At 58.2% G+C, this 21592-nt stretch carries 21 protein-coding genes; 13 read left to right on the top strand and 8 right to left on the bottom strand.

What is annotated here, in order from left to right:
• The first annotated feature begins 45 nt into the window (after positions 1 to 45).
• The 4 genes from GWR55_RS01160 to GWR55_RS01145 all read left to right on the top strand — a co-directional run bounded on the left by GWR55_RS01160 (position 46) and on the right by GWR55_RS01145 (position 4183).
• The gene (locus GWR55_RS01160) at positions 46 to 582 is read left to right on the top strand and encodes a hypothetical protein (protein WP_162400618.1); all 537 of its coding nucleotides are present in this window, start codon (positions 46 to 48) and stop codon (positions 580 to 582) included.
• A 162-nt stretch (positions 583 to 744) separates the two neighbouring features.
• Positions 745 to 1068, top strand: coding sequence for an aroma-sacti cluster domain-containing protein (locus GWR55_RS19035; RefSeq protein WP_202925555.1), 324 nt, complete (start codon positions 745 to 747; stop codon positions 1066 to 1068).
• Positions 1069 to 1159: 91 nt separating this feature from the next.
• Positions 1160 to 1867: an iron-containing redox enzyme family protein gene (locus GWR55_RS01150; RefSeq protein WP_162400617.1), complete on the top strand. Its 708-nt coding sequence runs from the start codon at positions 1160 to 1162 to the stop codon at positions 1865 to 1867.
• A 21-nt stretch (positions 1868 to 1888) separates the two neighbouring features.
• Positions 1889 to 4183 carry a serine/threonine-protein kinase gene (locus tag GWR55_RS01145; RefSeq protein WP_162400616.1) on the top strand — a complete coding sequence of 765 codons (2295 nt, stop codon included), beginning with the start codon at positions 1889 to 1891 and terminating at the stop codon, positions 4181 to 4183.
• 152 nt (positions 4184 to 4335) lie between these two features.
• On the opposite strand, the gene GWR55_RS01140 is transcribed toward GWR55_RS01145, so the two are convergent.
• Positions 4336 to 5490, bottom strand: a complete 1155-nt coding sequence (locus GWR55_RS01140) for an acyl-CoA dehydrogenase (RefSeq protein ID WP_162400615.1) — start codon at positions 5488 to 5490, stop codon at positions 4336 to 4338.
• Positions 5491 to 5715: 225 nt separating this feature from the next.
• Between GWR55_RS01140 and GWR55_RS01135 the strand changes: the two genes are divergently transcribed.
• Positions 5716 to 8145: a TonB-dependent siderophore receptor gene (locus tag GWR55_RS01135; RefSeq protein ID WP_162400614.1), complete on the top strand. Its 2430-nt coding sequence runs from the start codon at positions 5716 to 5718 to the stop codon at positions 8143 to 8145.
• An 8-nt stretch (positions 8146 to 8153) separates the two neighbouring features.
• The gene (locus GWR55_RS01130; RefSeq protein WP_162400613.1) at positions 8154 to 9284 is read left to right on the top strand and encodes a PepSY domain-containing protein; all 1131 of its coding nucleotides are present in this window, start codon (positions 8154 to 8156) and stop codon (positions 9282 to 9284) included.
• Between the two features lie 16 nt (positions 9285 to 9300).
• Here GWR55_RS01130 and GWR55_RS01125 read toward each other — a convergent pair whose 3' ends face one another.
• The 4 genes from GWR55_RS01125 to GWR55_RS01110 all read right to left on the bottom strand — a co-directional run bounded on the left by GWR55_RS01125 (position 9301) and on the right by GWR55_RS01110 (position 13661).
• Complete coding sequence (locus tag GWR55_RS01125; protein WP_162400612.1) at positions 9301 to 10449, bottom strand: PLP-dependent aspartate aminotransferase family protein; 1149 nt, start codon at positions 10447 to 10449, stop codon at positions 9301 to 9303.
• Between the two features lie 116 nt (positions 10450 to 10565).
• Complete coding sequence (gene cysK / locus GWR55_RS01120; RefSeq protein WP_162400611.1) at positions 10566 to 11477, bottom strand: cysteine synthase A; 912 nt, start codon at positions 11475 to 11477, stop codon at positions 10566 to 10568.
• A 2-nt stretch (positions 11478 to 11479) separates the two neighbouring features.
• The gene (locus GWR55_RS01115) at positions 11480 to 12637 is read right to left on the bottom strand and encodes a VWA domain-containing protein (protein WP_238398564.1); all 1158 of its coding nucleotides are present in this window, start codon (positions 12635 to 12637) and stop codon (positions 11480 to 11482) included.
• A gap of 4 nt (positions 12638 to 12641) precedes the next feature.
• Positions 12642 to 13661 (bottom strand): VWA domain-containing protein, encoded by a 1020-nt coding sequence (locus GWR55_RS01110; protein WP_370521275.1) that lies wholly within the window; start codon positions 13659 to 13661, stop codon positions 12642 to 12644.
• A 365-nt stretch (positions 13662 to 14026) separates the two neighbouring features.
• Here GWR55_RS01110 and GWR55_RS01105 point away from each other — a divergent pair, with 365 nt between their 5' ends.
• From GWR55_RS01105 to GWR55_RS01085, 5 genes are all read left to right on the top strand, one after another.
• Complete coding sequence (locus GWR55_RS01105; RefSeq protein WP_162400609.1) at positions 14027 to 15382, top strand: DUF1015 domain-containing protein; 1356 nt, start codon at positions 14027 to 14029, stop codon at positions 15380 to 15382.
• A gap of 145 nt (positions 15383 to 15527) precedes the next feature.
• A complete protein-coding gene (locus tag GWR55_RS01100) occupies positions 15528 to 16328 on the top strand; it encodes an N-acetylmuramoyl-L-alanine amidase (protein WP_162400608.1) in 801 nt (266 codons plus the stop codon).
• Positions 16325 to 16951 (top strand): GerMN domain-containing protein, encoded by a 627-nt coding sequence (locus GWR55_RS01095; RefSeq protein ID WP_162400607.1) that lies wholly within the window; start codon positions 16325 to 16327, stop codon positions 16949 to 16951. The genes GWR55_RS01100 and GWR55_RS01095 overlap by 4 nt, the downstream gene beginning before the upstream one ends.
• On the top strand, positions 16948 to 17784 hold the full coding sequence (gene murI, locus GWR55_RS01090) for a glutamate racemase (protein ID WP_162400606.1): 837 nt from the start codon (positions 16948 to 16950) through the stop codon (positions 17782 to 17784). The genes GWR55_RS01095 and murI overlap by 4 nt, the downstream gene beginning before the upstream one ends.
• 157 nt (positions 17785 to 17941) lie before the next feature.
• Positions 17942 to 18322 (top strand): EVE domain-containing protein, encoded by a 381-nt coding sequence (locus tag GWR55_RS01085; protein ID WP_162400605.1) that lies wholly within the window; start codon positions 17942 to 17944, stop codon positions 18320 to 18322.
• Here the strand turns inward: GWR55_RS01085 and pheA are convergent.
• Positions 18309 to 19157, bottom strand: coding sequence for a prephenate dehydratase (gene pheA, locus GWR55_RS01080; RefSeq protein WP_162400604.1), 849 nt, complete (start codon positions 19155 to 19157; stop codon positions 18309 to 18311). The two genes, GWR55_RS01085 and pheA, sit on opposite strands and share 14 nt — an antisense overlap.
• Here pheA and GWR55_RS19520 point away from each other — a divergent pair.
• Together GWR55_RS19520 and GWR55_RS01070 are read left to right on the top strand one after the other, a co-directional pair.
• Positions 19140 to 19454, top strand: coding sequence for a lmo0937 family membrane protein (locus tag GWR55_RS19520; RefSeq protein WP_370521273.1), 315 nt, complete (start codon positions 19140 to 19142; stop codon positions 19452 to 19454). The two genes, pheA and GWR55_RS19520, sit on opposite strands and share 18 nt — an antisense overlap.
• Positions 19455 to 19526: 72 nt before the next feature.
• Positions 19527 to 19799, top strand: coding sequence for a CsbD family protein (locus GWR55_RS01070; RefSeq protein WP_162400603.1), 273 nt, complete (start codon positions 19527 to 19529; stop codon positions 19797 to 19799).
• 63 nt (positions 19800 to 19862) lie between these two features.
• Here the strand turns inward: GWR55_RS01070 and GWR55_RS01065 are convergent, their stop codons facing one another.
• Both GWR55_RS01065 and GWR55_RS01060 read right to left on the bottom strand, forming a co-directional pair.
• Positions 19863 to 20726, bottom strand: a complete 864-nt coding sequence (locus GWR55_RS01065; RefSeq protein WP_162400602.1) for a UbiA-like polyprenyltransferase — start codon at positions 20724 to 20726, stop codon at positions 19863 to 19865.
• Between the two features lie 76 nt (positions 20727 to 20802).
• Positions 20803 to 21591, bottom strand: coding sequence for a BON domain-containing protein (locus GWR55_RS01060; RefSeq protein WP_238398562.1), 789 nt, complete (start codon positions 21589 to 21591; stop codon positions 20803 to 20805).
• Position 21592 lies beyond the last annotated feature (1 nt).

Genomic DNA, 21592 nt, shown 5'->3' with positions numbered 1-21592 from the left:
CTCTCCCGTTGCAGCTGTCCCGGAACAGAAGTACGATGGCAGCGCATGCTACGCCGATTTCTTATCATCGCTCTGTCTTTGCCTCTCTGCGCTCCGCTTGCTATGGCGCAGGCAACTGCTTCGAATGCGACCTCCACGATCCTGAAGGCCCCCGAGACTGGAGCCATCCTGCCCTCCTCCGTCTTCTTCCGTGGACAGTCCGCCTCCATCCAGGCGCGTAACTCTGCGGGTATCCGCCTCTCGAAGGACGCCCTGCTCCTCGCCGCTTTAGTCGACACCTCCGGCTACTCCAGCTCCGTACAGCAGAAGTACCAGGCCTACCTCATCACAGAATCGCCGGTTCTGATCGGTGGCCATCGGCTCGCCCCAGGTGCCTACGGCTGCGGCTTTATCGCCAACAATCAGTTCGTCGTCATGGATATCGGTGGACACGACCTCTTTACCGCCGGCTCCTCGCATGATGCTGCACTGCATCGTCCCACCCCGCTGCAGATTCTCCCGTCGCCGGACGGACAAACTTTTCGCTTCTATGCCGGCCGAAACTACGTGCAGATATCCATTCCCTCCAGTGGCGCGCAATAGCACATCGGCTATTCTCAAAAACTTCTTCTCGAAAGCCTCGTATCACTCTCCATGCATCACGTATACTTCTGCCCAAGACTCATCTGCATTTTGTGTTTGTTTCGGGCCCGTATCAGCGCTCGTCTGTCCTGAGAAGAACTCAGGCTTATAAGGAGAAAGACCGTGGCAACCAGGAAAGCTATCAAGAAGTCCGCTAAGAAAGCACCGGCTAAGAAGGCCGTCGCTAAGAACGCCGTCAAAAAGGCCCCGGCGAAGAAGGCCCCGGCGAAGAAGGTCGTGAAGAAGAAATCCACCCCGAGGGTCTCGAACATTGAGCGCCTCACCGCCGCCGGAGTCATCCCCCAGGAAAACGTCGCCGACCACGATCTGTCTGTCATCAATAAGCTGAGTGCCGCCGAGGTCAACACGCTCATCAAGCTGCGCAAGAAGCTGGGCGATGCGCCGCTCGACACCAAGGCTGGGGCACGCCCGAACTTTCCGGTCTAGTCTGCGATCCTGATGCTCTCGTGAGGGCCGCTGACTTCCATCTGCGGCCCTCGATCCGACGATTGTTCTGGCATTCCCTGGAAAATCTCCCATGCCCCCCTCAAACAGCGACGTCCTCTGGGCGAAAATCCGTCTCGCCGAAGGCCGGCTGAACGTTGCCAGCGATGAGTTCTGGAACCATCCGGAGCTCACCCGGCTGCTGCCGATCTTTCTCGTGCAATTGCACCGCGTCATGCAGGCTGGCCTGCAACTGATGCAGACTGCGCGGGATCGTGCCCTCACCCTGCCGGATGATCCCGTCGCCCGCATCGTCGCTCCCTACCTTGAGCAGCACATTCTCGAGGAAAAAGACCACGACGACTGGCTGTTGGACGATATCGGCACCCTGGGAATCACTCCGGCACAGGTCGCCTCTACGCCACCGCTTCCGGCGGTCGTCTCTCTGCTCGGCGCACAGTACTTCTGGGCCCTTCACATTCATCCTGTCACTGTTTTCGGATACCTGATCGTTCTTGAAGGCTACCCACCCCTGGCCGAACAGTTGGAAGCCATCCGCAGACGTACCCGTCTTCCAAAGACCGCATTCCGCTGTCTCATGGCGCATGCAGATAATGATCCCCATCACATCGCGGACCTCAACCGGACGCTGGACTCCATGCCGCTCTCAGAAGAGCAGCAGATGTACGTTGCTCTCAGCGCCTTTCACACGATTGACGGTGTCGCCTCTGTCTTCGAAGAGTTGCTGGCCTTGCACTCCACCTCGCCGGAACTCAGGCTGCACACCCTCAGGGCCTCATAAGAAAGTCACACATGGCAGTTCATGATTGAAGGTCAAACCATCTCGCACTACAGGGTCCTCGAACGTCTCGGCGCGGGGGCGATGGGTGTTGTGTGCAAGGCGGAAGACCTTCTTCTTCACCGCACGGTTGCTCTAAAGAGCGTAGCGCCCTCAGCCATCTCCGATCCTGCGCTCAAGCGCAGCTTGCTTGAGGAAGCCCGCGCAGCCTGCGTGCTCGACCACCCCAACATCTGCCGCATTCACCATATCGAAGAGCTTCCCGACGGCCAAATCATCCTGGTCATGGCCTTCTACGAGGGCGAAACCGTTGCCCAGCAGATCACACGTTCCCCCCTCGACCTTTCCACTGCTTCACTCATCGCCATTCAGTTGCTCTCCGGATTGCAACATGCTCACGGCAAAGGCATCATTCACCGCGACATCAAGCCATCCAACCTGATCGTCAACTCCGATGGCGAGCTCAAAATCGTCGACTTCGGCCTGGCCCGACGGCCGCACATCGCCCGCGCCATGACTGAGACTGGAGTCCTGGTAGGCACCATCAGCTATATGGCGCCCGAGCAGGTCCTCTCCCGGCCTGTCGACCATCGCGCCGATCTGTGGGCCGCCGGTGTCGTCTTCTACGAGATGCTCACCACGTCTCTTCCTTTCCCGGGCACCACACCTTACGCCGTCTTCGATTCCATCCTTCACACGCCTCCCCGTCCTCTGGCCGACTTCCGCTCTGACCTGCCTTCCGCCATCCTCCAGGTCATCGAGCGCGCACTCGCCAAAGACCCAAAGGACCGCTACCAGCAGGCGACCCAGTTTATCCAGGCGCTTGAGCCTTTCTCCAAGGCACGCTCCAGCTACACCTTCACCCTTCCCACCATGCTGGTGGACTACAAGCGCGACATCGATTCGCCCTCTGTCGTCGTGCTGCCTTTTACGACTCTGCCCGCCGACAACAATACCGATTATTTCTGCGATGGGCTGACCGAGGAGATCATCACCGATCTCTCCAGCGTTCACTCTCTACGCATCATCTGCCGGGCTTCGGCAATGCAGCTCAAGGGAACGCACGATTCCCCGCGCAAGATCGCGCGTGACCTCAACGTTCGCTACGTCCTTGAAGGTTCCGTCCGGCTCAACAACACCGAGCGTGATGGCAAACCGAACATTCGGGTCACCGCCCAACTCATCGATCCCGAGAGCGAATCCCTGCTCTGGGCCGACAAGTACAACGGCACTCTGGACGATGTCTTCGCCATCCAGGAAAACATCTCCCGCCAGATCGTCAGCGCTCTCAAGATTAAGCTGACCCCTGCCGAGGAGAAACACATGCACGAGCGTCCACTGCCGGACGTCGAGGCGTACCGCTTCTACCTGATGGCGAAGCATGAGATCCTCAACTACACCGCCGATGGACTCGAGCGCGCTCTTGAATATCTCGATACAGGCGAAAAGATCGTCGGTAAAAATGCCCTGCTGCTCGCAACCAAGGGTCAGGTCTACTGGCAGTACATCAACGCCGGCATCTCCTCAGACACTTCGTATCTTGCCAAAGCACGCGACTGTGCCACCCAGGCGCTCGAGATCGATCCCAACTCCGCCCCCGCACATCGCCTGCTCGGCCTCATCAGCGTGCAGGAGGGTGACAGCCAGCGCGCCGTCCACCTCCTCAAGCGCGCCATCACCGCCGATCCCAACGACTCCGACACCCTTAGCTGGTACTCAGCCGTCTGCGGGCTCAGCGGAAAGGCGCACGCCGCCATGCCTTTGGCTCGTCGTATCCTGGAGATCGACCCGCTCACCCCGGTCTATCGCTTCATTCCCGGCCTGCTCTCGCTGATGGGCGGCGATTTCGCCGAAGCCCTGCCATCCTTTGAAGAGGCCATCCGGCTCGATCCGTCGAACACCATGCTGCTCTGGTGCCGAGGCCAGATCCTCGCTCTTCTCCGGCGCGATCAGGAGGCGATCACGCAGTTCCAGGCAATCCAGCAAATCGATCCGGCGCACTTCTTCTCGCAGCTCGGGGCTGTCATGCAGGCAGCTCTTGCCTCCGACCGTGCAGCCTTCGCCGCAGTCATCCATGATGATCTCCTGCAGATCATTGCCTGCGACCCCCACTATTCCTGGAACCTGGCCCAATGCTACGCACTGATGGGCGACACTGCGGCCTCACTCGACTGGATTGAAAAGGCGATCAGCAAAGGCTTCATCAACTATCCCATGGTCAGCCGCTGGGATCCCTTGCTCACCCCCGTCCGCCACGCTGACCGTTACGACGAACTGATGGATAGCATGCGCGAACGCTGGGAGCGCTTCGAGGTCTAGCCGCTTCCATATAGACATCCTTGCGGTCGATTTCGCACATGCAATCACAATGATTTCGGTAGAGCCACGCGGGTGCCCCACCTTCGCGAATCTAAGGTGGGTTTTGCAGGATGCCCAATGCACAATTTCGTTTGTGACAGCTTCGGATACCCCTAACCCCGACTCGGAGCCTTGCCCAGCAGCTCCCGCGCAATCACCATCCGCTGAATCTCGCTCGTCCCCTCTCCAATCGGACACAAACGCACATCCCGGTAGAATTTCTCCGCCGGATAATCCTTGATAAACCCGTACCCCCCATGAATCTGCAATCCCTCATCGCAGATCCTGCAGGCTGCCTCGCTCGCATACAGCTTGGCCATCGCCGACTCCCGCGTCACCCGCATGCCCTTGTCTTTCATCTGTGCCGCTCTCATGGTCAGCAGCCATGCAGCTTCCAGCTCCGTCGCCATATCGGCCAGCTTGAACTGGATCGCCTGAAACTCCGAGATCGTCTTGCCGAACTGCTTCCTCTCCTGCGAATACTTCACCGCGGCGTCCAGGGCGCCCCGCCCCATCCCGACGCTGAGCGCTGCGATTGAGATTCTTCCTCCATCCAGCACACGCATCGCGTCTCTAAATCCCTCGCCCTCTTTTCCCACCAGATGCTCCGCTGGAACCTCACAGTTCTCAAAGATCAGCTCCGAGGTATCGCTCGCTCGCAGACCAAGTTTGTTCTCCTTCTTCCCTGGCCGAAATCCCCGCGCCCCCTTCTCCACCACAAAGGCGGAGATGCCGCCATGCGTGCCCTTTTCCTTGTCCGTCACCGCCAGCACCACCGCGCAGTCCGCATGGCCTCCGTTGGTGATGAAGGTCTTCGTTCCATTCAGGACCCAGCAATCGCCACGCCTTACTGCCGTCGTGCGCGCTCCCCCAGCGTCGCTGCCGGAACCTGGCTCCGTCAGCCCCCAGGCCCCAAGCCATTCGCCGCTCGCCAGCTTCGGAATCCACCTCTCCCTCTGCTCGCCATTCCCCGCAAGCATGATGTGATTCGTGCAAAGGGAGGTATGCGCGGCCACGATGATTCCCACACTTCCATCCACCCGCGAAAGTTCATCGATCGCCACGACGTATTCGACATACCCCATCCCGGCGCCGCCCAACTCCTCGGGAAAGAAAACGCCCATCAGCCCCATCTGACCCAGTTTCTTCACAACAGCAGAAGGAAATTCGCTTTTCTCGTCCCATTCCGCAACATGCGGCGCGATCTCCCGTTCCGCAAAAGCCCGGACTTCCTTTCTTAGCTGCTCCTGCTCGTCCGTAAGAAACATGGCCGCTCCCCATAACGAAAACTAATAGAAGCATTACCAGAAACCATACTCCTCTTCCTCAAACCTGTCTTCTCACTCTTTTTCCAAACTGTCCTTTGGATTAACTTGATTAAGACCAAAATGGTCCTATATAAATAGGATCAATCTAGTCTTATATCGTTCGCTGCTTCTCCTGAAGGGGAGAAGTTGCCGTCATCATCAGCATCCATTGCCAGGAAAGATGCCATGCCTACGTTCCAACCTTTATTGCGCTCCTTTTCGTCTTGCCCCTTCAGGGCTGTGTGCTTTGCTCTTTTGATCTCGCTCTATCCCGCGCATCGCGTACTGGCTGAGTCAGGCCCAGCGCCTGCGGACCCGGCTTCGGCCGCCGCTGAGAGTGCCGTTCCATGCGATAACAGCAGCACCGGCAGCCATAAGCTCTCCGGCCTTGTCACCGATCCCACGCGAGCTGCCATCGGCAACGCCCGGCTTACCTTCACCTGCGGAAACTTCGTCACCAGCACCACCACGGATGGAGTCGGCGCCTTCAGCATCACCATCCTTGATGGCAACTATCACCTCCAGGTCCAGGCTCTGAACTTCTCCAATCTCAACCGCGAGATTCACGTGGATTCCGCCTCCGAGGCGACCCCGTTGAACCTCCAGCTTGAAATCGGTCAGGTAAGTCACTCCGTTACCGTCTCTGCCGGCAGCGAGTACGCCGTAGCCGAGACCCTCAGCGGAACCAAAACCGATCTGCCGCTCTCCGAAACTCCTCAGGCCATCACCGTCGTCAACCGGCAGATCATGGATGCACAGAATGTCGTCAAGCTCGACGACGCGCTTAAGAATGTTGCCGGAGTTATGCCGGGCGGTTACTACGACGGCTGGGACTACTATCGCATCCGCGGCTTCGATGCCTCATTCAACACCTACATCGACGGCCTTCGCGGCGGCAATGGAATGATGGAGGAGCCCTGGGCTCTCGAATCGGTCGAGGTCCTCAAAGGACCCTCTTCCGCGCTCTACGGCCAGAGCGTCCTCGGCGGACTGGTCAATATCGTTACCCGTAAGCCTGTGCCGGACCGCTTCGCGCACGTGCAGCTCACCGCAGGCTCCTTCAGCTTCGTCGACCCCGCGATTGACGTAGGCGGCTCGCTCAACTCCTCTCACACTGTCTACGGCCGCCTCACCGCTCTCTACCACTCAGCGGACTCCTACGTGAACTACGCCTTCCGCCATCGCTACTACATCGCGCCGTCGCTCACGTGGAAACCCGCTGCCGGAACCTCCCTCACCCTGCTCGGCCGGGTACAACGGGACAACGGTCGCAATGCGATGCCGTTGCCCGCACTTGGAACTGCTCTTCCCAATATCAACGGCCCGATCGCTATCAGCACCTACGATGGTGAGCTCGAAGCTAACGCAAACAAGTTCTCCGAAGCCAACCAGCAGTTCGGCTATCAGTTCCGCCACGCCATCAACGAGTTCATTTCATTCCGGCAGAACGCACGCTTCGCCTGGTATCAACAGGATTGGAACCGTATCTACTACCCATCCTTCCTGGGCGCCGACCAGCGCACCCTTTATCGTTACCCGCTCTCCTGGCACGGTCCTTGGGAGAATCACGAAGTCGATTCGAACTTTGAGGCCCACGGCAGCTTTTGGAAGATGGAACATAGTGCCCTGTTCGGCGTCGATTACTACCGTCATCCCGCTACAGCCCGCGGTTACATTGGGAAGGATGAGCCCCTCGACCTGTACCACCCCGTCTATGGGGCCAATCCCTTACAACCGGTCGAGCTCTACACCACCAGCAATACCGTCACCCAGTACACCGGCATCTACCTGCAGGATCATATCCGCCTGCCGCAACACATCACGATAACCGCCGGTGGTCGTATCGATTTTGCAAAGAACGAGAACAAGGGCTCGCCAAACCAGAACGATACCGGGCTTACACCGCGTATCGGCATAACCTGGCAAGCCATCCCATCGACGGCCTTCTATGCCAGCTTCAGCAAATCCTTCATGCCGCAGTCCGGCTTCATCTATGACGGCTCCATCAGTGGCGCCTTTATCGCACCCGAACGCGGCCAGCAGTGGGAAGGTGGCGCAAAGAGCTCCTTCTGGGCAGACAAACTGATCACCACCGTTGCGCTCTTTCAGCTTGAGCGAGGAAATGTCTCTACCAGCGACCCTGATCATCCCAACTTCTATCTCGTTACCGGTACTCAGCGCAGCCGTGGCGTGGAGCTAGAGGCAACGCTCCATCCCCTTCCCGGCTGGAATCTCACCTCCGCCTACTCCTACGTCAACGCCATCGTCACGCATGACACGACACTGCCTGTCGGAACTCCCACCATCAACGCTCCCAAAAATATCTTCAATATCTGGAGCACGTACGATATCCAGCGCGGGTTTGCCCGCGGCCTGGGCTTCGGAGTCGGCGGTCGGCACTACACCGACCAGTCCGGCGATCTCGCCAACAGCTTCCAGCTTCCCGGCTACGGCATCGTCGACGCATCGGTCACCTATCGCCGCGGCCCCACCCAGTGGCAGCTCAACGTCAACAACTTTGGCAACAAGCGCTACTGGGCAGGCTCCTACAGCGATGTCTACGTCAAACCCGGCGAGCCACGCGTCATTCGCGGAACCGTCTCCTGGAACTTCTAGGCCGTCGCATGCTCACAACACTTCTCCATCACCCACGTAAGCTCTGGCTGCGCAGGGCGATCTTCCAGGTTCATCTCTGGCTGGGCGTCCTGCTCTCCCTTTACATCTTCGTCATTGGCCTCAGCGGATCGATCCTCGTCTTTCAGGATGAAATCCGCCAAGCCTCCTTGCCTGCCGTTTCCTTCGACCCGATCCATATCGCTCCCGTTGAGTCCGTCATCGCTCAGGCTCACCGCGCGTTTCCCGATCAACAGATCACCTATATCGCACAGCCTCAACCTTCCAATCCCTGGTGGGCGATCTATCTCCAGAACGCAAAGGGCAGATCGGACCTGGCCTATGCCCATCCCGTAACCGGAGCGCCCTACACCCATCGCGGCAGGCTCTTCATCGACTTTGTCCTCGATCTGCACATCTTCCTTCTCGCCGGCCCAAAAGGATTCATCGTCAACTGCGTCGCAGGAATCGGCCTGCTTATCCTCGCTCTCACCGGACTGGTCCTCTGGTGGCCCGGCGTAAAGCTCTGGACGCGGGGGTTCTTCATCTCTCTCCGCCATCGCTGGAAGCGGATCAACTATGACGCTCACAGCGCCATTGGCATCTGGACCCTTCTGATCGTCAGCTGGTGGGGATTGACTGCCGTTTACTTTCTCATGCCGGAAAAAGTCGCAGCCGTCGTAAACGTTGTTTCCCCCGTCGTGGGAATGAAAGAGCCAGAGCTGCCAAAGGCGGTATCTGAAGCCTCTACCTCAATCGCGCCGATCCCGGATATCCTCGCAACCGCTCGCAACACATCATCCGGCCTGCTTGAAGGCTTCAGCCTTCCTCAAAAGCCCGGCGATAACTTCACCGTCTACATGGACCGCGGCGCACCCGGCGATTTTTCGCATCGCGACATCCTCACCTTTGACGGCCACTCAGGAAAACTCCTTACCCTCTGGCACTATGGCGAAAACCGCTCCTTCGGCGACTGGTTCCTCTGGCTGATGTACCCTCTTCACTTCGGCACCCTCTGGGGAACAACGGTCAAGGTCATTTGGGCGCTGCTCGGCTTCAGCCTTCCCGTTTTGACCGTCACCGGCCTGCTGATGTACTGGAACCGTTATCTTCACTCGCGTTGGCGTGCTCTGTGCGGATAGACGCTGTATGGCGGTACTACACCGCGAGCGCCTGATCGAAATCGGCGATGATGTCCTCAACATCCTCGATCCCGACTGAGATCCGCATCAGGCCGTCGGTGATCCCGAGCCGCGCCCGTCCCTCGGCCCCAATCGCTGCATGTGTCATTGTGGCCGGGTGACAGACAAGCGTCTCCACCCCACCCAGGGACTCAGCCAGATAACCAAGCTTCAGCCTGCGAGCGAATGCATTGGCCCTCTCCAGCGAACCAAGCTCGATTGAGATCATCGAGCCGAACCCCCTCTGCTGCCGGGTCGCCAGCTCATGCTGAGGATGATCCTTGAGGCCCGGATAGAAGACCCGCTCGACCGATTTATGCCCGGCAAAAAATTCTGCAACGGCGCGGCCATTCTCGTCATGCTGCTTCATCCGCACTGCCAGTGTCTTTACACCGCGCAGTAACAGATAGCTTTCGAACGGAGATAGTATGCCCCCCGTGCACTTCTGCACAAAGCGAAACCGCTCCGCCTGCTCGGGCTTCGTGCAGACCAGAACGCCGCCCAGGCCGTCGGAATGGCCATTCAGAAACTTCGTGGTCGAATGCATCACAATGTCCGCGCCCAGTTGGATAGGCTGCTGCAGATACGGAGAAAGAAAAGTGTTGTCGACGCTCAGCTCCACGCCTCTCGCATGGCAGATATCGGCCACAGCCCGGATATCCGTGATCGCCATCATCGGATTCGTCGGCGTCTCCACGTGGACCAGCCTGGTCTCCGGACGTATCGCCGCCGCTACGTTCTCAGCAACGCTGGTATCGACGTACGTGAATGTTAGCCCATAGTTTGCCAGCACCTGGTCGAAGACACGCTGCGTGCCACCGTAGACGTTGTCCGAGCAGACAATGTGATCGCCCGTCTTCATCATGGTGCACATCGCCGTGATCGCGGCCATGCCCGAGGCGAAGGCATGTGCACTGGCGCCACCTTCGAGCGAACGAAGGTTCTCTTCCAGGGCATCGCGCGTCGGGTTCGTCAGCCGGGCATATTCGTGACCCTTATGCTTGCCGATCTCCTCCTGTTGGTAGGTCGAGGTCAGGAAGATGGGGACGTTGACGGCTCCGGTCAGCTTCTCTGGCTCCTGGCCGTCATGAATCGCCCGCGTGGCAAAACCTGTCTTCTTTAGCATTCCAAATACCTCTCCTAAAACCTTCATTCTGAGCCGCAGGCGAAAAATCCCTATATTTCGTTCGGCCGGGCCAACGTATCCCTCGAGCCACCGAACGAGTCTTCACGCAGGAGTTTCTAAAAGATTCCCTTCGAAAGATACCTCTCCGCCGAATCCGGAATAATCGTCACCACACGCTGCTCTGGACCAAGTTCCCGTGCCACATCGACAGCGGCAGACACCATCGCGCCGGCACTGGAACCGGCAAACACTCCGGCCTCGGCCGCCAGCCGCTTCACCATTTCGAACGCTGGAGGGTCCATGACGCGCATCACCCGATCACAAACACCCGCATCAAAGGTCGCCGGAATGAACGAAACTCCGATTCCTTCCACCTTATGTGGCCCGGGTTCTCCACCCTGCAGAATGCTTCCCTGCGGCTCAACCGCAATGCATTGAATATGGGATCTCTTCTTCTTCAGAAAACGCGCTACACCTGTAAATGTGCCTGCGGAACCGACCCCCGAGATCCATGCATCGACGTGACCCTCCATCTGCTCCCATATCTCGACCGCGGTGGTCTGCTCGTGGAAGTCCGGATTGGCTGGATTCTCAAACTGAAGCGCAGCGAAGGCGCCCGGCGTCTGCCATTCGTACTCCAGAGCCCGGCGGATTGCGCCAGCCATACCCTCCTCCGCAGGAGTTCTGACAACCGTCGCTCCAAGCGCGCGCATCAGGATGCACTTCTCCTCCGCAAACTGCTCCGGAACATAGAGAACGACGCGGTAGCCCCGATTGACGCCGATCAGCGCCAGCCCGACGCCCGTGTTTCCAGCGGTGGCCTCCACAATCGTCGAACCCGGAGTAAGGACGCCGCGACGCTCTGCATCGAGCACGATGCCAAGCGCGGCCCGATCCTTCACACTTCCACCGGGATTCAGGTACTCCAGCTTGGCCCAGATCTCTGCTCCATCCTCAGGCTCAAGCGCCCTCAGGCGCACCATCGGTGTCTGCCCAACCAACTCTGTAACCGTCTGTGCAATACGCATCTTCAGGGCCGTTTCGACGCCTCATCTGGTTGAGATGCAGCAGACGTAGCCTGTCCCTCCGCAGCCGCATCGGATGCTATGTGCGGGTAATATCCGGTTCGCGTACGGACCGAGAGCTTGCCCATTCCCTTCGCCTTCGCCTCCACCCGAATCTGCCGATAACCACCCAGTGTCGGTGACTTGGTCGAGTGATACGCGATCGTGTACTGGGTCCGGATGTCCTGCGCCACCTGGGCCGCGATCGAATTGACCTCTTTGAGCGACTTCGGGAAATAAGCTACGCCCCCCGTCTGTTCACTCAAGGTCTCCAGAACTCTCCTGGCATGGCGCGACTCCCGCTTGTCAGTGTCCTGCCCGAAAAGCAGGCCGACCGAATAGATCACCGGACCATCCAGGTCCTGAATACGGCGGATTGCCTGTTCGAGCGTAGCGCTGGAAGCGTTATCTTCGCCGTCGGTAACCACCAAAAGAACCTGCTTTGGATGCTTGGCGTTCTTCGCCAGATAGTCCGCCGAGGCAACCAGAGCGTCGTAGACTGCCGTTCCTCCACTGGACTTAACGTAGTTCAAGCCTTCGCGGAGTTTATCGATGTTGTTGGTGAAGTCCGCATCGATAAACGCCTCCCAGGAGAAGTCAACCACAAAGGCTTCGTCCTCTTTGTTCGACAGCTTGATCAGGTCCAACGCCGCCTCTTCGACCGCTGCGCGCTTATCGTACATCGATCCTGAGCTATCGATGAGGATTCCCACAGAGACAGGAAGATCCTCGTGCCGGAAGGAGGCAATGGTCTGGGGAACGCCGTCTTCAAAAACCTTGAAGTCGTCCTTATTGAGAGTGAGGATCGACTTGCCATCGGAATCCAGGACCGTGGCGTTCAGCCGGACCTCATATGCGTCTGTGCGAAGGGTGTATTTTCCTCCGGCTCCCCGATGAATGGGTCCAGAAGGTCCCTCAGGCGCCTGAATCTCCCCGGCATGGGATGGAGATATGTCAGGATCTGGCGACGCCACAGGATCACGATCTACCGTGAGAGACGGCTGAACGGGTTGAGTCGGGCTCGCCTGCTGCTGCGATCCCTGAGGTGGATTCCCTTGGCCAGCCAATCCGCTTGCCGTCACAGGCCCTGCCAGCAACATAGCTGCCGCAGCCGCACACGGCAAAACTTTACTCCGAAGGTGCATAGTACCCCTGGCGATTGTGCACCGTGAGAGGCGGCAGCCCCGGCGGTGGCACCAGCTTTATCTTCAATTTACGCCAGTTTCCATCTTTCTTCATATCCGACGGCCGATACCCCAGCACATACTCGTTTCTCAACTCTGCGCTGATGCGCGTTGCGATGTCTCCCAGATCGGCGATGTCTCCTACGCGGAACATTCTTCCCCCGGTCATGTCGCAGATATCGCTCAACAGAACTGGGCCAAGCTGCTCTTCCTGAGTAGGCGCATACTGATCGAAGATGCCGATGGAGTAGATCTGCACATCACTCTCGCGAACAGCCCTTCGCAGCTCGCCTTCCGTATAACGGCTGCGATTATCGCCTCCGTCCGAGATAATCAACAGAGCCTTGCGCTCATACTTGGCATCGCGGAGCTTCGAGATTCCCAGATAAGCCGCATCAATTAAAGCCGTGCGATTCTCCGGCTTCAGCATCACCATACGGGCCTCGATATCGTCGATATCCGACGTGTAATCAACGATGACTGCCGGCCTGTCATTGAAGCCGACCACGAAAAACTCGTCCTGGGGGTTGGAGGTTCGCAGAAACTCGCTAAGCGCCCGGCGGGCACGGTTGAACTTGGAGTTCATGCTGCCGCTCAGATCGAAGACAATCCCGATCGTGACCGGGGCATCATCTGTCGAAAAGCTCTTGATGATCTGGCCGACATTATTGTCGTAGATCTCAAAGTTCTCTCTCTCCAGCCCCGTAACCAGCCGGTTCATCGGGTCAGTCACGGTGGCTGGCACCAGGACCAGATTTACATCGACGCGTAGCCTGGCGCCGCGCCGGGAGGTTCCACTTGCCGCAACGTTTCCTGCTCCCTCAACCACTGGCCGGGCATCCTCCGGCGTCTTAGGAGGGGGCGGCGGAGCCTGCGTATGAATCTCCCCCAGAGGATTCTCCTGCGCATGGGCCTGCACCGTCCCCCAGGCAGCGAGCAGAGATACCAGCAGTATCGAAAGCAAGGGCACGGATTCGATTCGTCGAAATACGTGGCCTGACAGCACAACTCTTCCGCAACCACTGCCGGACGCTCTTTCCCCGTTCCGTAAACCTCTGGTCATCCCAGACCCCTCACCCGGCCTGCATTCTGCCCCTGAAGGTTCTTCCAGGTCAACCCTGGTCCATAAATAGCTCGACAGAGAACCCCGTCCGCAGAATATACACTCGATTCGACCATCGCTGCGGACTTCTGTTTTTTTAGACGCAGTTCTTCGCTTCTTTGTCACGCTGACGCCAGAAAGATGGGCGCAGTAACAGGTATGCTCCAGCCCTGCCCCGTACAATCAATGCATACGATCTATCTTCGAGGGAGATTCCAAACAGAAGCATGGCCCGCGTCTACCCATTCCGCGCTCTTCGCTATAACCTCGGCCGCGTCAGCATGGAAGACGTTGTCACCCAGCCGTACGACAAGATCACGCCGGCCATGCAGGACCGCTACTACGCGGCCAGCCCCTACAACCTGGTGCGCATCATCCTGGGCAAGCACCTGCCCGGCGATAACGAGCAGGAAAACGTCTATACCCGCGCGGCAGAGACATTTCGCTCCTGGCGCAAGGACGAGATCCTGCAGGAAGAGGCAGAGCCTGCACTCTATGGCTATTCTCAGACCTATACCGTTCCTCATACCAACGAAGTAAGAGAACGAAGAGGCTTTATCGCTCTCGGCCATCTCTACGACTACGCCGATAAGGTCGTCTTCCGCCACGAACAGACCTTTCCCAAGCATAAGAGCGACCGCATGAGCCTCTTCAAGGCTACGCGGGCGTACTGCGAACAAATCTATATGCTCTATTCGGATCCGGCCTTCACCGCCGAAAAGCTGATCTTTGGGGTCAACGGCCCTGGCCGGGTGGATTCCAGGCCTGCAGACCTGGCCATCACAGATGAGTATGGAGTCGTCCACAAGGTTTGGAAGCTGACCGATCCCACGTTGATCAACCTGCTGGTTACGGCAATGGGAGACAAGAAGCTGATTATCGCTGACGGCCACCATCGATACGAAACCTCGGTGGCCTACGCAAAGGAGCGTTCGGCGCAGCTGAAGCTGCCCCTGAACCAGCCGCGCGACGAAGACGAAAAGCTCTCCCCCAGCCATCTGCCGTCTCCTCCCTTCCCTGAAGCCGCAATGATGATGACCTTCGTCAATATGGACGCGCCCGGGATTACGATCCTGCCGACGCACCGCGTGGTCCACGGCATCGAAGGCTTTTCTTCGCCGGACTTTATTACCCGCGCCAGCGCCTACTTTGACATCAAGGAACTTCCATCCCACGACGTATCCGTTCTTTCTTCCACCGATCGCACTGCCTTTGTCGCCGTTACGGTCGATGGAAGCTACCTGATGACTGCCAAGCCCGAAGCGATCGCCCCCCTGCTGCAGGATTTGCCGGTCCGGCAGCGGCAACTGGACGTGGTGCAGCTTCACAGGATCGTCCTGGACAAGCTGCTGGGGCTCGGTCAGGAGACGATTACCCGGCTGGGAAGCGTAAGCTACCTGCGGGAGGCCGACGAAGCAGCCGCCATGGTAACCGATGGCGACGCGAACATCGCCTTTCTTATCAAGCCCATCACACTCGAACAGCTCAAAGAGGTCTCTTTGGCCGGCGATGTCATGCCTCAGAAATCGACCGACTTCTATCCGAAGCTCCTGAGCGGACTGGCAATCTACGCGCTGGATTAATCTTTCAGACCTCGCCGCTCCTGCAGACGTCTTCCAGGGGAGCGGCGAGGCCCGTTCCGCCTCCAAACCATGCTTTCGGCAGTACCCGCAGAGCGTGCGAGCGGCATCGCCGCTAAAATGGAACCGAAGACCTCCCCCAAGACCTGTGATCTCGAAACGCTTCTCCATCCTGACGCCTGCGATGCTTCTGCTGACCTATACTGCAGCGCCGATGCGTGCGCAGCAGAGCAGGCCGATGCCCACACCACAGGTCCAGGCGCCCACCAGCGCTCCTGCGACGCCTAAACCTGCGCCAGCGTTCTATCGGAATCTCATCGTTCTGGACCCCGCACATGGTGGGCGGGACAATGGCGCACAGATATCCGGCACAACCGCGGAGAAGGACGTCACACTCGCTTTCGCACAGAAGCTGCGCCCGGCCCTCGTGGCACAAGGGTTTACCGTGGTCGCCACCCGCGACTCCGACCCCGCAGATGAGCTGGCCAGCGATATGCGGGCTGGAATCGCGAACCACGACCGTCCACTGGTTTGCCTTCTTCTTCATGCAACCGGCTCAGGCACCGGCGTTCATCTGGTGTCCTCGTCGCTTCCACAGGCAAACGAGAAGTCCTCAGCCCGCGCGCTCCCCTGGGATCGCGCCCAGGAGCCAATGGTTGCGATGAGCACCCGGCTCGCCAATGAGCTTGGCCTTGCGCTTGAGGATGCTCATGTTCCCGTGCTTCTGCTTCGAGGATCCGTGCCCCCCATCGATAACCTGATCTGCCCGGCGGTTGCCGTTGAGATATCCCCACTCAAGGGTGACTCCGGCAAAGTCGTACCGGTCACGGACGGCGCCTATCAGCAGCGAGTGATCAATGCACTTGCCACCGCCATCGCGTCGTTCCGCACCCACAACGCACCTTCTCCCACGCAAACCAGCGCTGGGCGCGCAGGAGCAACGCAATGATTCCCCGCTACCAGCGCGTTCTGTTCTGGATTCTCGTCAGTTGCATCCTGGGGATGGGTGCTTTTCTGCTGCGAGGGTGCAGAGAGGCGCAAAAGCGCCTGACCGCCCTGAACGATGCCACTCCTCTGGCCGCTCCAACGACCACGGCCACCGAGGAAGTTACGCTCTACGTCGCCTCGGATGCCGATGGAGCCATACGTCCTATCCGTTCGCAGATTGCTCTGCCGCAGGATCCGTCGCTCAAGGCTCGGTCTCTGGTCGAAAATCTACTTGCCCAATACTCGCAGCCGGACTCTGCCCATCCGCTTCAGAGTGGGCCTTCCGTGGACGACATCTTTCTACTCTCAGATATGCCTGCCGGCGCGAAACGGACCATCCTGGTGAACTTCCGCGGGTCGTTTGTGGACAACCACCCTTCCGGGATCGAGGTCGAGCAGCTTACGCTGAACTCCATCATCGGCACGCTTCACGCAGCGTTTCCAGATTTCAAAGAAGTACGATTTCTGATCGATGGCCAGTCCCGTCCGACCCTCGCGGGACACGCCGGGCTGGATCATCCTTATGCTCTGGTCGATACGTCCATGCATCCACCCGCGCCAAGCGAGGCGGCCACGCAACCATGAAAACCATCGGTGTCTTCGATTCCGGATTCGGCGGCCTGACAGTTCTCCGCGAGCTGCTCATGCTCATTCCCGATACCCGTTACGTCTACCTCGGCGATACGGCACGGCTCCCCTACGGCTCTAAATCCCGAGAGACCATTGCGCGTTATGCCATCTCAAGCGCGAAGTTTCTTGTCGATCAGGGAGCCGATCTGCTGGTGATCGCCTGCAACACGGCCACGGCCCTGGCGATCGACGATATTCGCGCCACGCTCTCCATTCCGGTGATCGGGGTGGTCGAACCCGGGACCCAGGCCGCTCTGACAGCGGCCAAGGCCACCCCTCAGGGAATCGAAGAAGCCCATGTCGTCGTCCTGGCTACAGCCGCTACGACGCAGTCGCGAGCCTACTCCCGCAGCCTGAGTGCTGCCGGACTGCCCTCGACCGAGAAGGCATGCCCGCTGCTGGTTCCGCTTGTGGAAGAAGGCTGGCTTGAACAACCAGCGCAAAAAGCCGTCGCTCTTGAAGTTCTGCGTATCTATCTCCTCGAGGCCCTGGAACAGGCACCCAACGCGAATGTTCTGTTGCTGGGATGCACTCACTATCCGCTGCTCAAGCCTCTGATCGAGACGACCCTCAAGACACTGCATCATCCCATGCAGATCATCGACTCCGCCGCTGCGACCGCCCAGGCCGTGGCCGCGGCGCTCCCCTGGCCCATTGCTCCTGCCGAAGGTACGCAGCCCGAACATCTCTTTTACGCTACAGACTCCATTGAAAAGTTCCAGCGCCTCGGCTCGAGCTTTCTCAATCAGCCCCTCTCGCAGGTTCGCCTAGTTGACCTGGGAGGATAAAGCATCTCCCGCGAAAGTGGAGAGCGAATCACAAAGGTCTGCGCCGTCTTTCCCGAGGAAAACGACGTTCGCAGATCCTTCCTGAAGCCAACTCATGGCGTGAAATGCTCCAGAGATCCCCATGGAATCAGCAGGCAGAGCGCGGTAACCTATCACCATGCCCTACCTGCTGAAGACGGAACCGAACAAGTACTCCTTCGACGATCTACTTCGCGACGGAGAGACAACGTGGGATGGAATCTCAAACAACCAGGCCCTGCTGACGCTGCGGAATATGAAGAAAGGGGATCGGTTGGTGATCTATCACTCCAACATCGGCAAAGCAGCCATAGGCACGGCGAAGGTCGTCTCCGTGAATCCTACGGATACGAAGAACCCAATCGTCCGCATCGCGCCCGTCAAGCGGCTAAAGCGCGAGAAGCCGCTGGCTGAGATTCGCGAAGCTCCTGTCTTCCAGGGCTCCATCCTCTTTCGCCAGTTCCGTCTTTCTGTAGTCCCTCTGACAGAAGAGCAGTACGAATGGCTCATTCAGCCGTAGTTGAGGCTGCGCGGTATCTTCCGAGCACCTTCACCATCCGGCAATGCTCCATGAGTGCGGCCACGGCAGCCTCGGCCATGGAGGCCGAATCAAACCGCACATCCACATAAAAAACGTACTCCCAGGGGCTGCCAGGGACCGGGCGAGATTCGATCTTGGTCAGGTCGACGCCTGCCCAGGCGAGTCTTTCAAGTGCAGCCACGAGCGTGCCTGGACGATGGTCGATTGCGAACGCAAGGCTCATCTTGTTCTCAGGCTGCTGAGCCGGAAGCAGATAGGGATCATCGCTGCGTCGCACCAGATGAAATCGCGTAAAGTTTTGCGCGTGATCTTCAATCGCAGGAAGCAGAACCTGGGCGCCATACTGGCTGGCCGCAAGCTCGGGAGCAATTCCGGCGACATCTCTTAATTGATGTTCCATCAGGTGCTTCACACTTCCGGCCGTGTCATAGAAAGGCATGGCTTCCAGCTCAGGGTGCGAAGCCAGAAACTTTCTGCACTGCGATAAAGCGACCGGGTGCGAGAGGACGCGGCGCAGGTCAGCCATCGATACTCCGGGAGCAGCAATCAGATTGTGCCGGACGCGAAAAAGACTCTCACGTTCGATGCGAACATCCAACTCCAGCAAAAGGTCGTAGTGCTCGGCAACCGAGCCATGAAGGCTGTTCTCAATAGGCAGCACGGCTGCATCGACATCGCGAGAGATCACTCTCGCCATCACTTCCGCTGAAACGTTGCAGGGTGCGATGCTGAGATCCTTCGCTTCGTTGCCCAACATCTGCAACGTGGCCATATGGCTGTTGGAGCCAAGCTCCCCTTGAATCGCAATCTTCAAAAACTATTCTCCCTGCTGTCTATTTTAGACATGAATGGCAACCTACCGTCCCTACACCGCACCATACAACAGGAAGGCCGCGTGCCGTGTTTCTTCGTAGGCCGCAGGAATTGTGAAGTCGTAACTATCCCTTTTCAGGAGCTACCAATGCTTTGGACGATTACGATCATTCTGTTCATTCTCTGGCTTGTTGGTTTGGTCAGCAGCTACACCCTTGGCGGTTGGATCCACATCCTGCTCGTGCTGGCAATCATTGTTCTCATCTTCAACCTACTGAGTGGACGACGCGCGTTATAGCTGGTTGCACCAGTCGGTGGCCCTTCCACATGAGGGGATACCTCGGGTTCAGCAGAAAAAGGGAGTCTATGTATGAATAAGGAAAAGCTGGAAGGCAAATTCGATCAGGTTGCAGGAGCGCTCAAGCAGAAGATCGGAGAAGCGCTCGACGACCAGAGTTTGGCAAACTCAGGAGTAGCAGACCAGGTAAAGGGCGCCGCCAAGGAGACCTACGGCAACGCGAAAGATGTTGTCGCAGACAACCGTGCAGACAGAGCCGACAGTGCGCGAGACCGCATTGTAGATACTGCCAGGAACATAAAGGACAACATCAACGCCAAGCTTGACGAGAAGCGCAACTCGTAGCCTTTTTTGCGAAAACAAGAACGCCCGCCAATCGACGGCGGGCGTTTTGTTTTTCTCCCTCCGCTAATGTCGAAGCAGAACATCGGTTGCAATAAAGAGAAAGAACACTACGGAGATCACACCGTTCAGCGTAAAGAAGGCGGCGTTCATCCGCCGCAGATCGCGGGGCGATACGATCAGATGTTCATACAGCAGCAGCACCCCGACGACTGCGATCCCGATCTTTGCCACTCCGCCAAGATGAAAAGAGCCGACCAGCCAGTAGAGCGTGACGAGCATACCGGCATGCATCAGCCGTGCGATCCAGAAGGCGCCGTTGAGTCCAAACGCCTGAGGCACGCTGTTCAGTCCCACGCGCCTGTCATGCTCAAAATCCTGACAGGCATACAGCACATCGAATCCCGCCACCCACAGGAGAACAGCGAGAGTAAGGATGATGATCCGCGGGTCCAGAGTTCCGCGAACCGCAATCCATGCCGCCGCAGGCGCAATCCCCAGCGCCAGTCCCAGTACGAGGTGTGACCAGCGGGTCACACGCTTCATATAGCTGTAGAGAAGGACCACTGCCAGCGCGACAGGAGCAAGCTCCAGGGTCAGCCGGTTCAACATAGCCGCTCCAAGAAAGAACACGGACGCGGCGACCAGGACAAACCCCGCAACAAAGCCTCCGGTCAGCGCTCCGGCAGGCAGTGCACGGCTGGCCGTCCTGGGATTGGCAGCATCCAGCCGTGCATCCACCAGGCGATTAAAAGCCATCGCGGCCGAGCGCGCCGAAACCATACATACGATAATCCAGATCAGCACTCGCGCAGACGGCCACGTCCCCGCCGCAAGAACAGCTCCTGTAAGCGCGAAGGGCAGCGCAAAGATCGAGTGCTCCCACTTGATCATCTCCAGCGTGGTCGCTGTACTCTTCCATAAACCCATACCTTTATCTTAAAAGAGAAAAGGCCGCAGCGCTCACGCACTGCGGCCCGCTCGTACAGCCCCTGTTGCAAAAGAACTATTTCTCCTTCTCTGGGGCGACCGCGGCTACCTGAAGATTATTGGTGACTTTAAAGACCCCGGGAACACCGTTAGCGCGAAGGAAAGCTACTTGCTTGTCTCCCTCATTGTCCACCATCCCAGAGAGAGTTACATTCCCATTAACCACGGTGATTCGGATCGGCTTGGCAGGATCGATAGCGTACTTGTTCAACTGCGGAGCTCCATAGACAGCCCGGGCCGTTGCCAGCCGGATACGGTCATCCATCGGAGACACGGGCGCTACTTCAATATTGTCGACAACATCTTTGACTCCGGGATAGTTGGACACCAGGCTGATGGCAGAGTCCCTGTCGGTTGGGCCATACGCTACCCCTCCCAGAGTTACCACCCCATTCTGGACGCCGATTGTAAAAGCATTGAAAGCCGTCGTTCCATACCCAACACGGTCATAGGTCAGCTTCTCCGCAAGCTTATTGCGAAGCGTTACATCATCTACCGTAGGCCCGGCAACCTCGATCAGGTTCTGCACAGCACGTACATTCTTGCGGTGATGAACCTTCTTATCTGCATCTTCTTTGTCTGAGTACAAATTCACCGTTCCACGCATCGTCACGACGCCATTCTGGACGAAAGTCGTCACGTCTTTGAATCGCTTGCTGTCAAGCGCCTTCTGGATATCTGTTTGAATCGTCGCATCCTGCGGATTCGCTGCGGGCGAATTTTGCGCAAATCCTGGCAGAGGCATTCCCAATGCGAGAAACAGCGCTATCGAACCCGCTTTTTTCTGTATTCTTCCAGCTTTCATA

Origin of the sequence: Edaphobacter sp. 12200R-103 (assembly GCF_010093025.1) — a bacterium.
In the GTDB taxonomy this organism is placed as follows: domain Bacteria; phylum Acidobacteriota; class Terriglobia; order Terriglobales; family Acidobacteriaceae; genus Edaphobacter.
The sequence above is the reverse complement of the archived record's forward strand: the minus strand, read 5'-3'. Positions and strand labels throughout refer to the sequence as shown.

Excerpts from the sequence above, each read along its gene's own strand:
- GWR55_RS01145 (WP_162400616.1), top strand. The coding sequence starts at position 1,889 with ATGATTGAAGGTCAAACCATCTCGCACTACAGGGTCCTCGAACGTCTC.
- murI (WP_162400606.1), top strand. The coding sequence starts at position 16,948 with ATGAAAACCATCGGTGTCTTCGATTCCGGATTCGGCGGCCTGACAGTT.
- GWR55_RS01095 (WP_162400607.1), top strand. The coding sequence starts at position 16,325 with ATGATTCCCCGCTACCAGCGCGTTCTGTTCTGGATTCTCGTCAGTTGC.
- GWR55_RS01140 (WP_162400615.1), bottom strand. The coding sequence starts at position 5,490 with ATGTTTCTTACGGACGAGCAGGAGCAGCTAAGAAAGGAAGTCCGGGCT.
- GWR55_RS01085 (WP_162400605.1), top strand. The coding sequence starts at position 17,942 with ATGCCCTACCTGCTGAAGACGGAACCGAACAAGTACTCCTTCGACGAT.
- GWR55_RS01060 (WP_238398562.1), bottom strand. The coding sequence starts at position 21,591 with ATGAAAGCTGGAAGAATACAGAAAAAAGCGGGTTCGATAGCGCTGTTT.
- GWR55_RS01070 (WP_162400603.1), top strand. The coding sequence starts at position 19,527 with ATGAATAAGGAAAAGCTGGAAGGCAAATTCGATCAGGTTGCAGGAGCG.
- GWR55_RS01150 (WP_162400617.1), top strand. The coding sequence starts at position 1,160 with ATGCCCCCCTCAAACAGCGACGTCCTCTGGGCGAAAATCCGTCTCGCC.
- cysK (WP_162400611.1), bottom strand. The coding sequence starts at position 11,477 with ATGCGTATTGCACAGACGGTTACAGAGTTGGTTGGGCAGACACCGATG.
- GWR55_RS01065 (WP_162400602.1), bottom strand. The coding sequence starts at position 20,726 with ATGGGTTTATGGAAGAGTACAGCGACCACGCTGGAGATGATCAAGTGG.
- GWR55_RS01160 (WP_162400618.1), top strand. The coding sequence starts at position 46 with ATGCTACGCCGATTTCTTATCATCGCTCTGTCTTTGCCTCTCTGCGCT.
- GWR55_RS01105 (WP_162400609.1), top strand. The coding sequence starts at position 14,027 with ATGGCCCGCGTCTACCCATTCCGCGCTCTTCGCTATAACCTCGGCCGC.
- GWR55_RS01130 (WP_162400613.1), top strand. The coding sequence starts at position 8,154 with ATGCTCACAACACTTCTCCATCACCCACGTAAGCTCTGGCTGCGCAGG.
- GWR55_RS01135 (WP_162400614.1), top strand. The coding sequence starts at position 5,716 with ATGCCTACGTTCCAACCTTTATTGCGCTCCTTTTCGTCTTGCCCCTTC.
- GWR55_RS01125 (WP_162400612.1), bottom strand. The coding sequence starts at position 10,449 with ATGCTAAAGAAGACAGGTTTTGCCACGCGGGCGATTCATGACGGCCAG.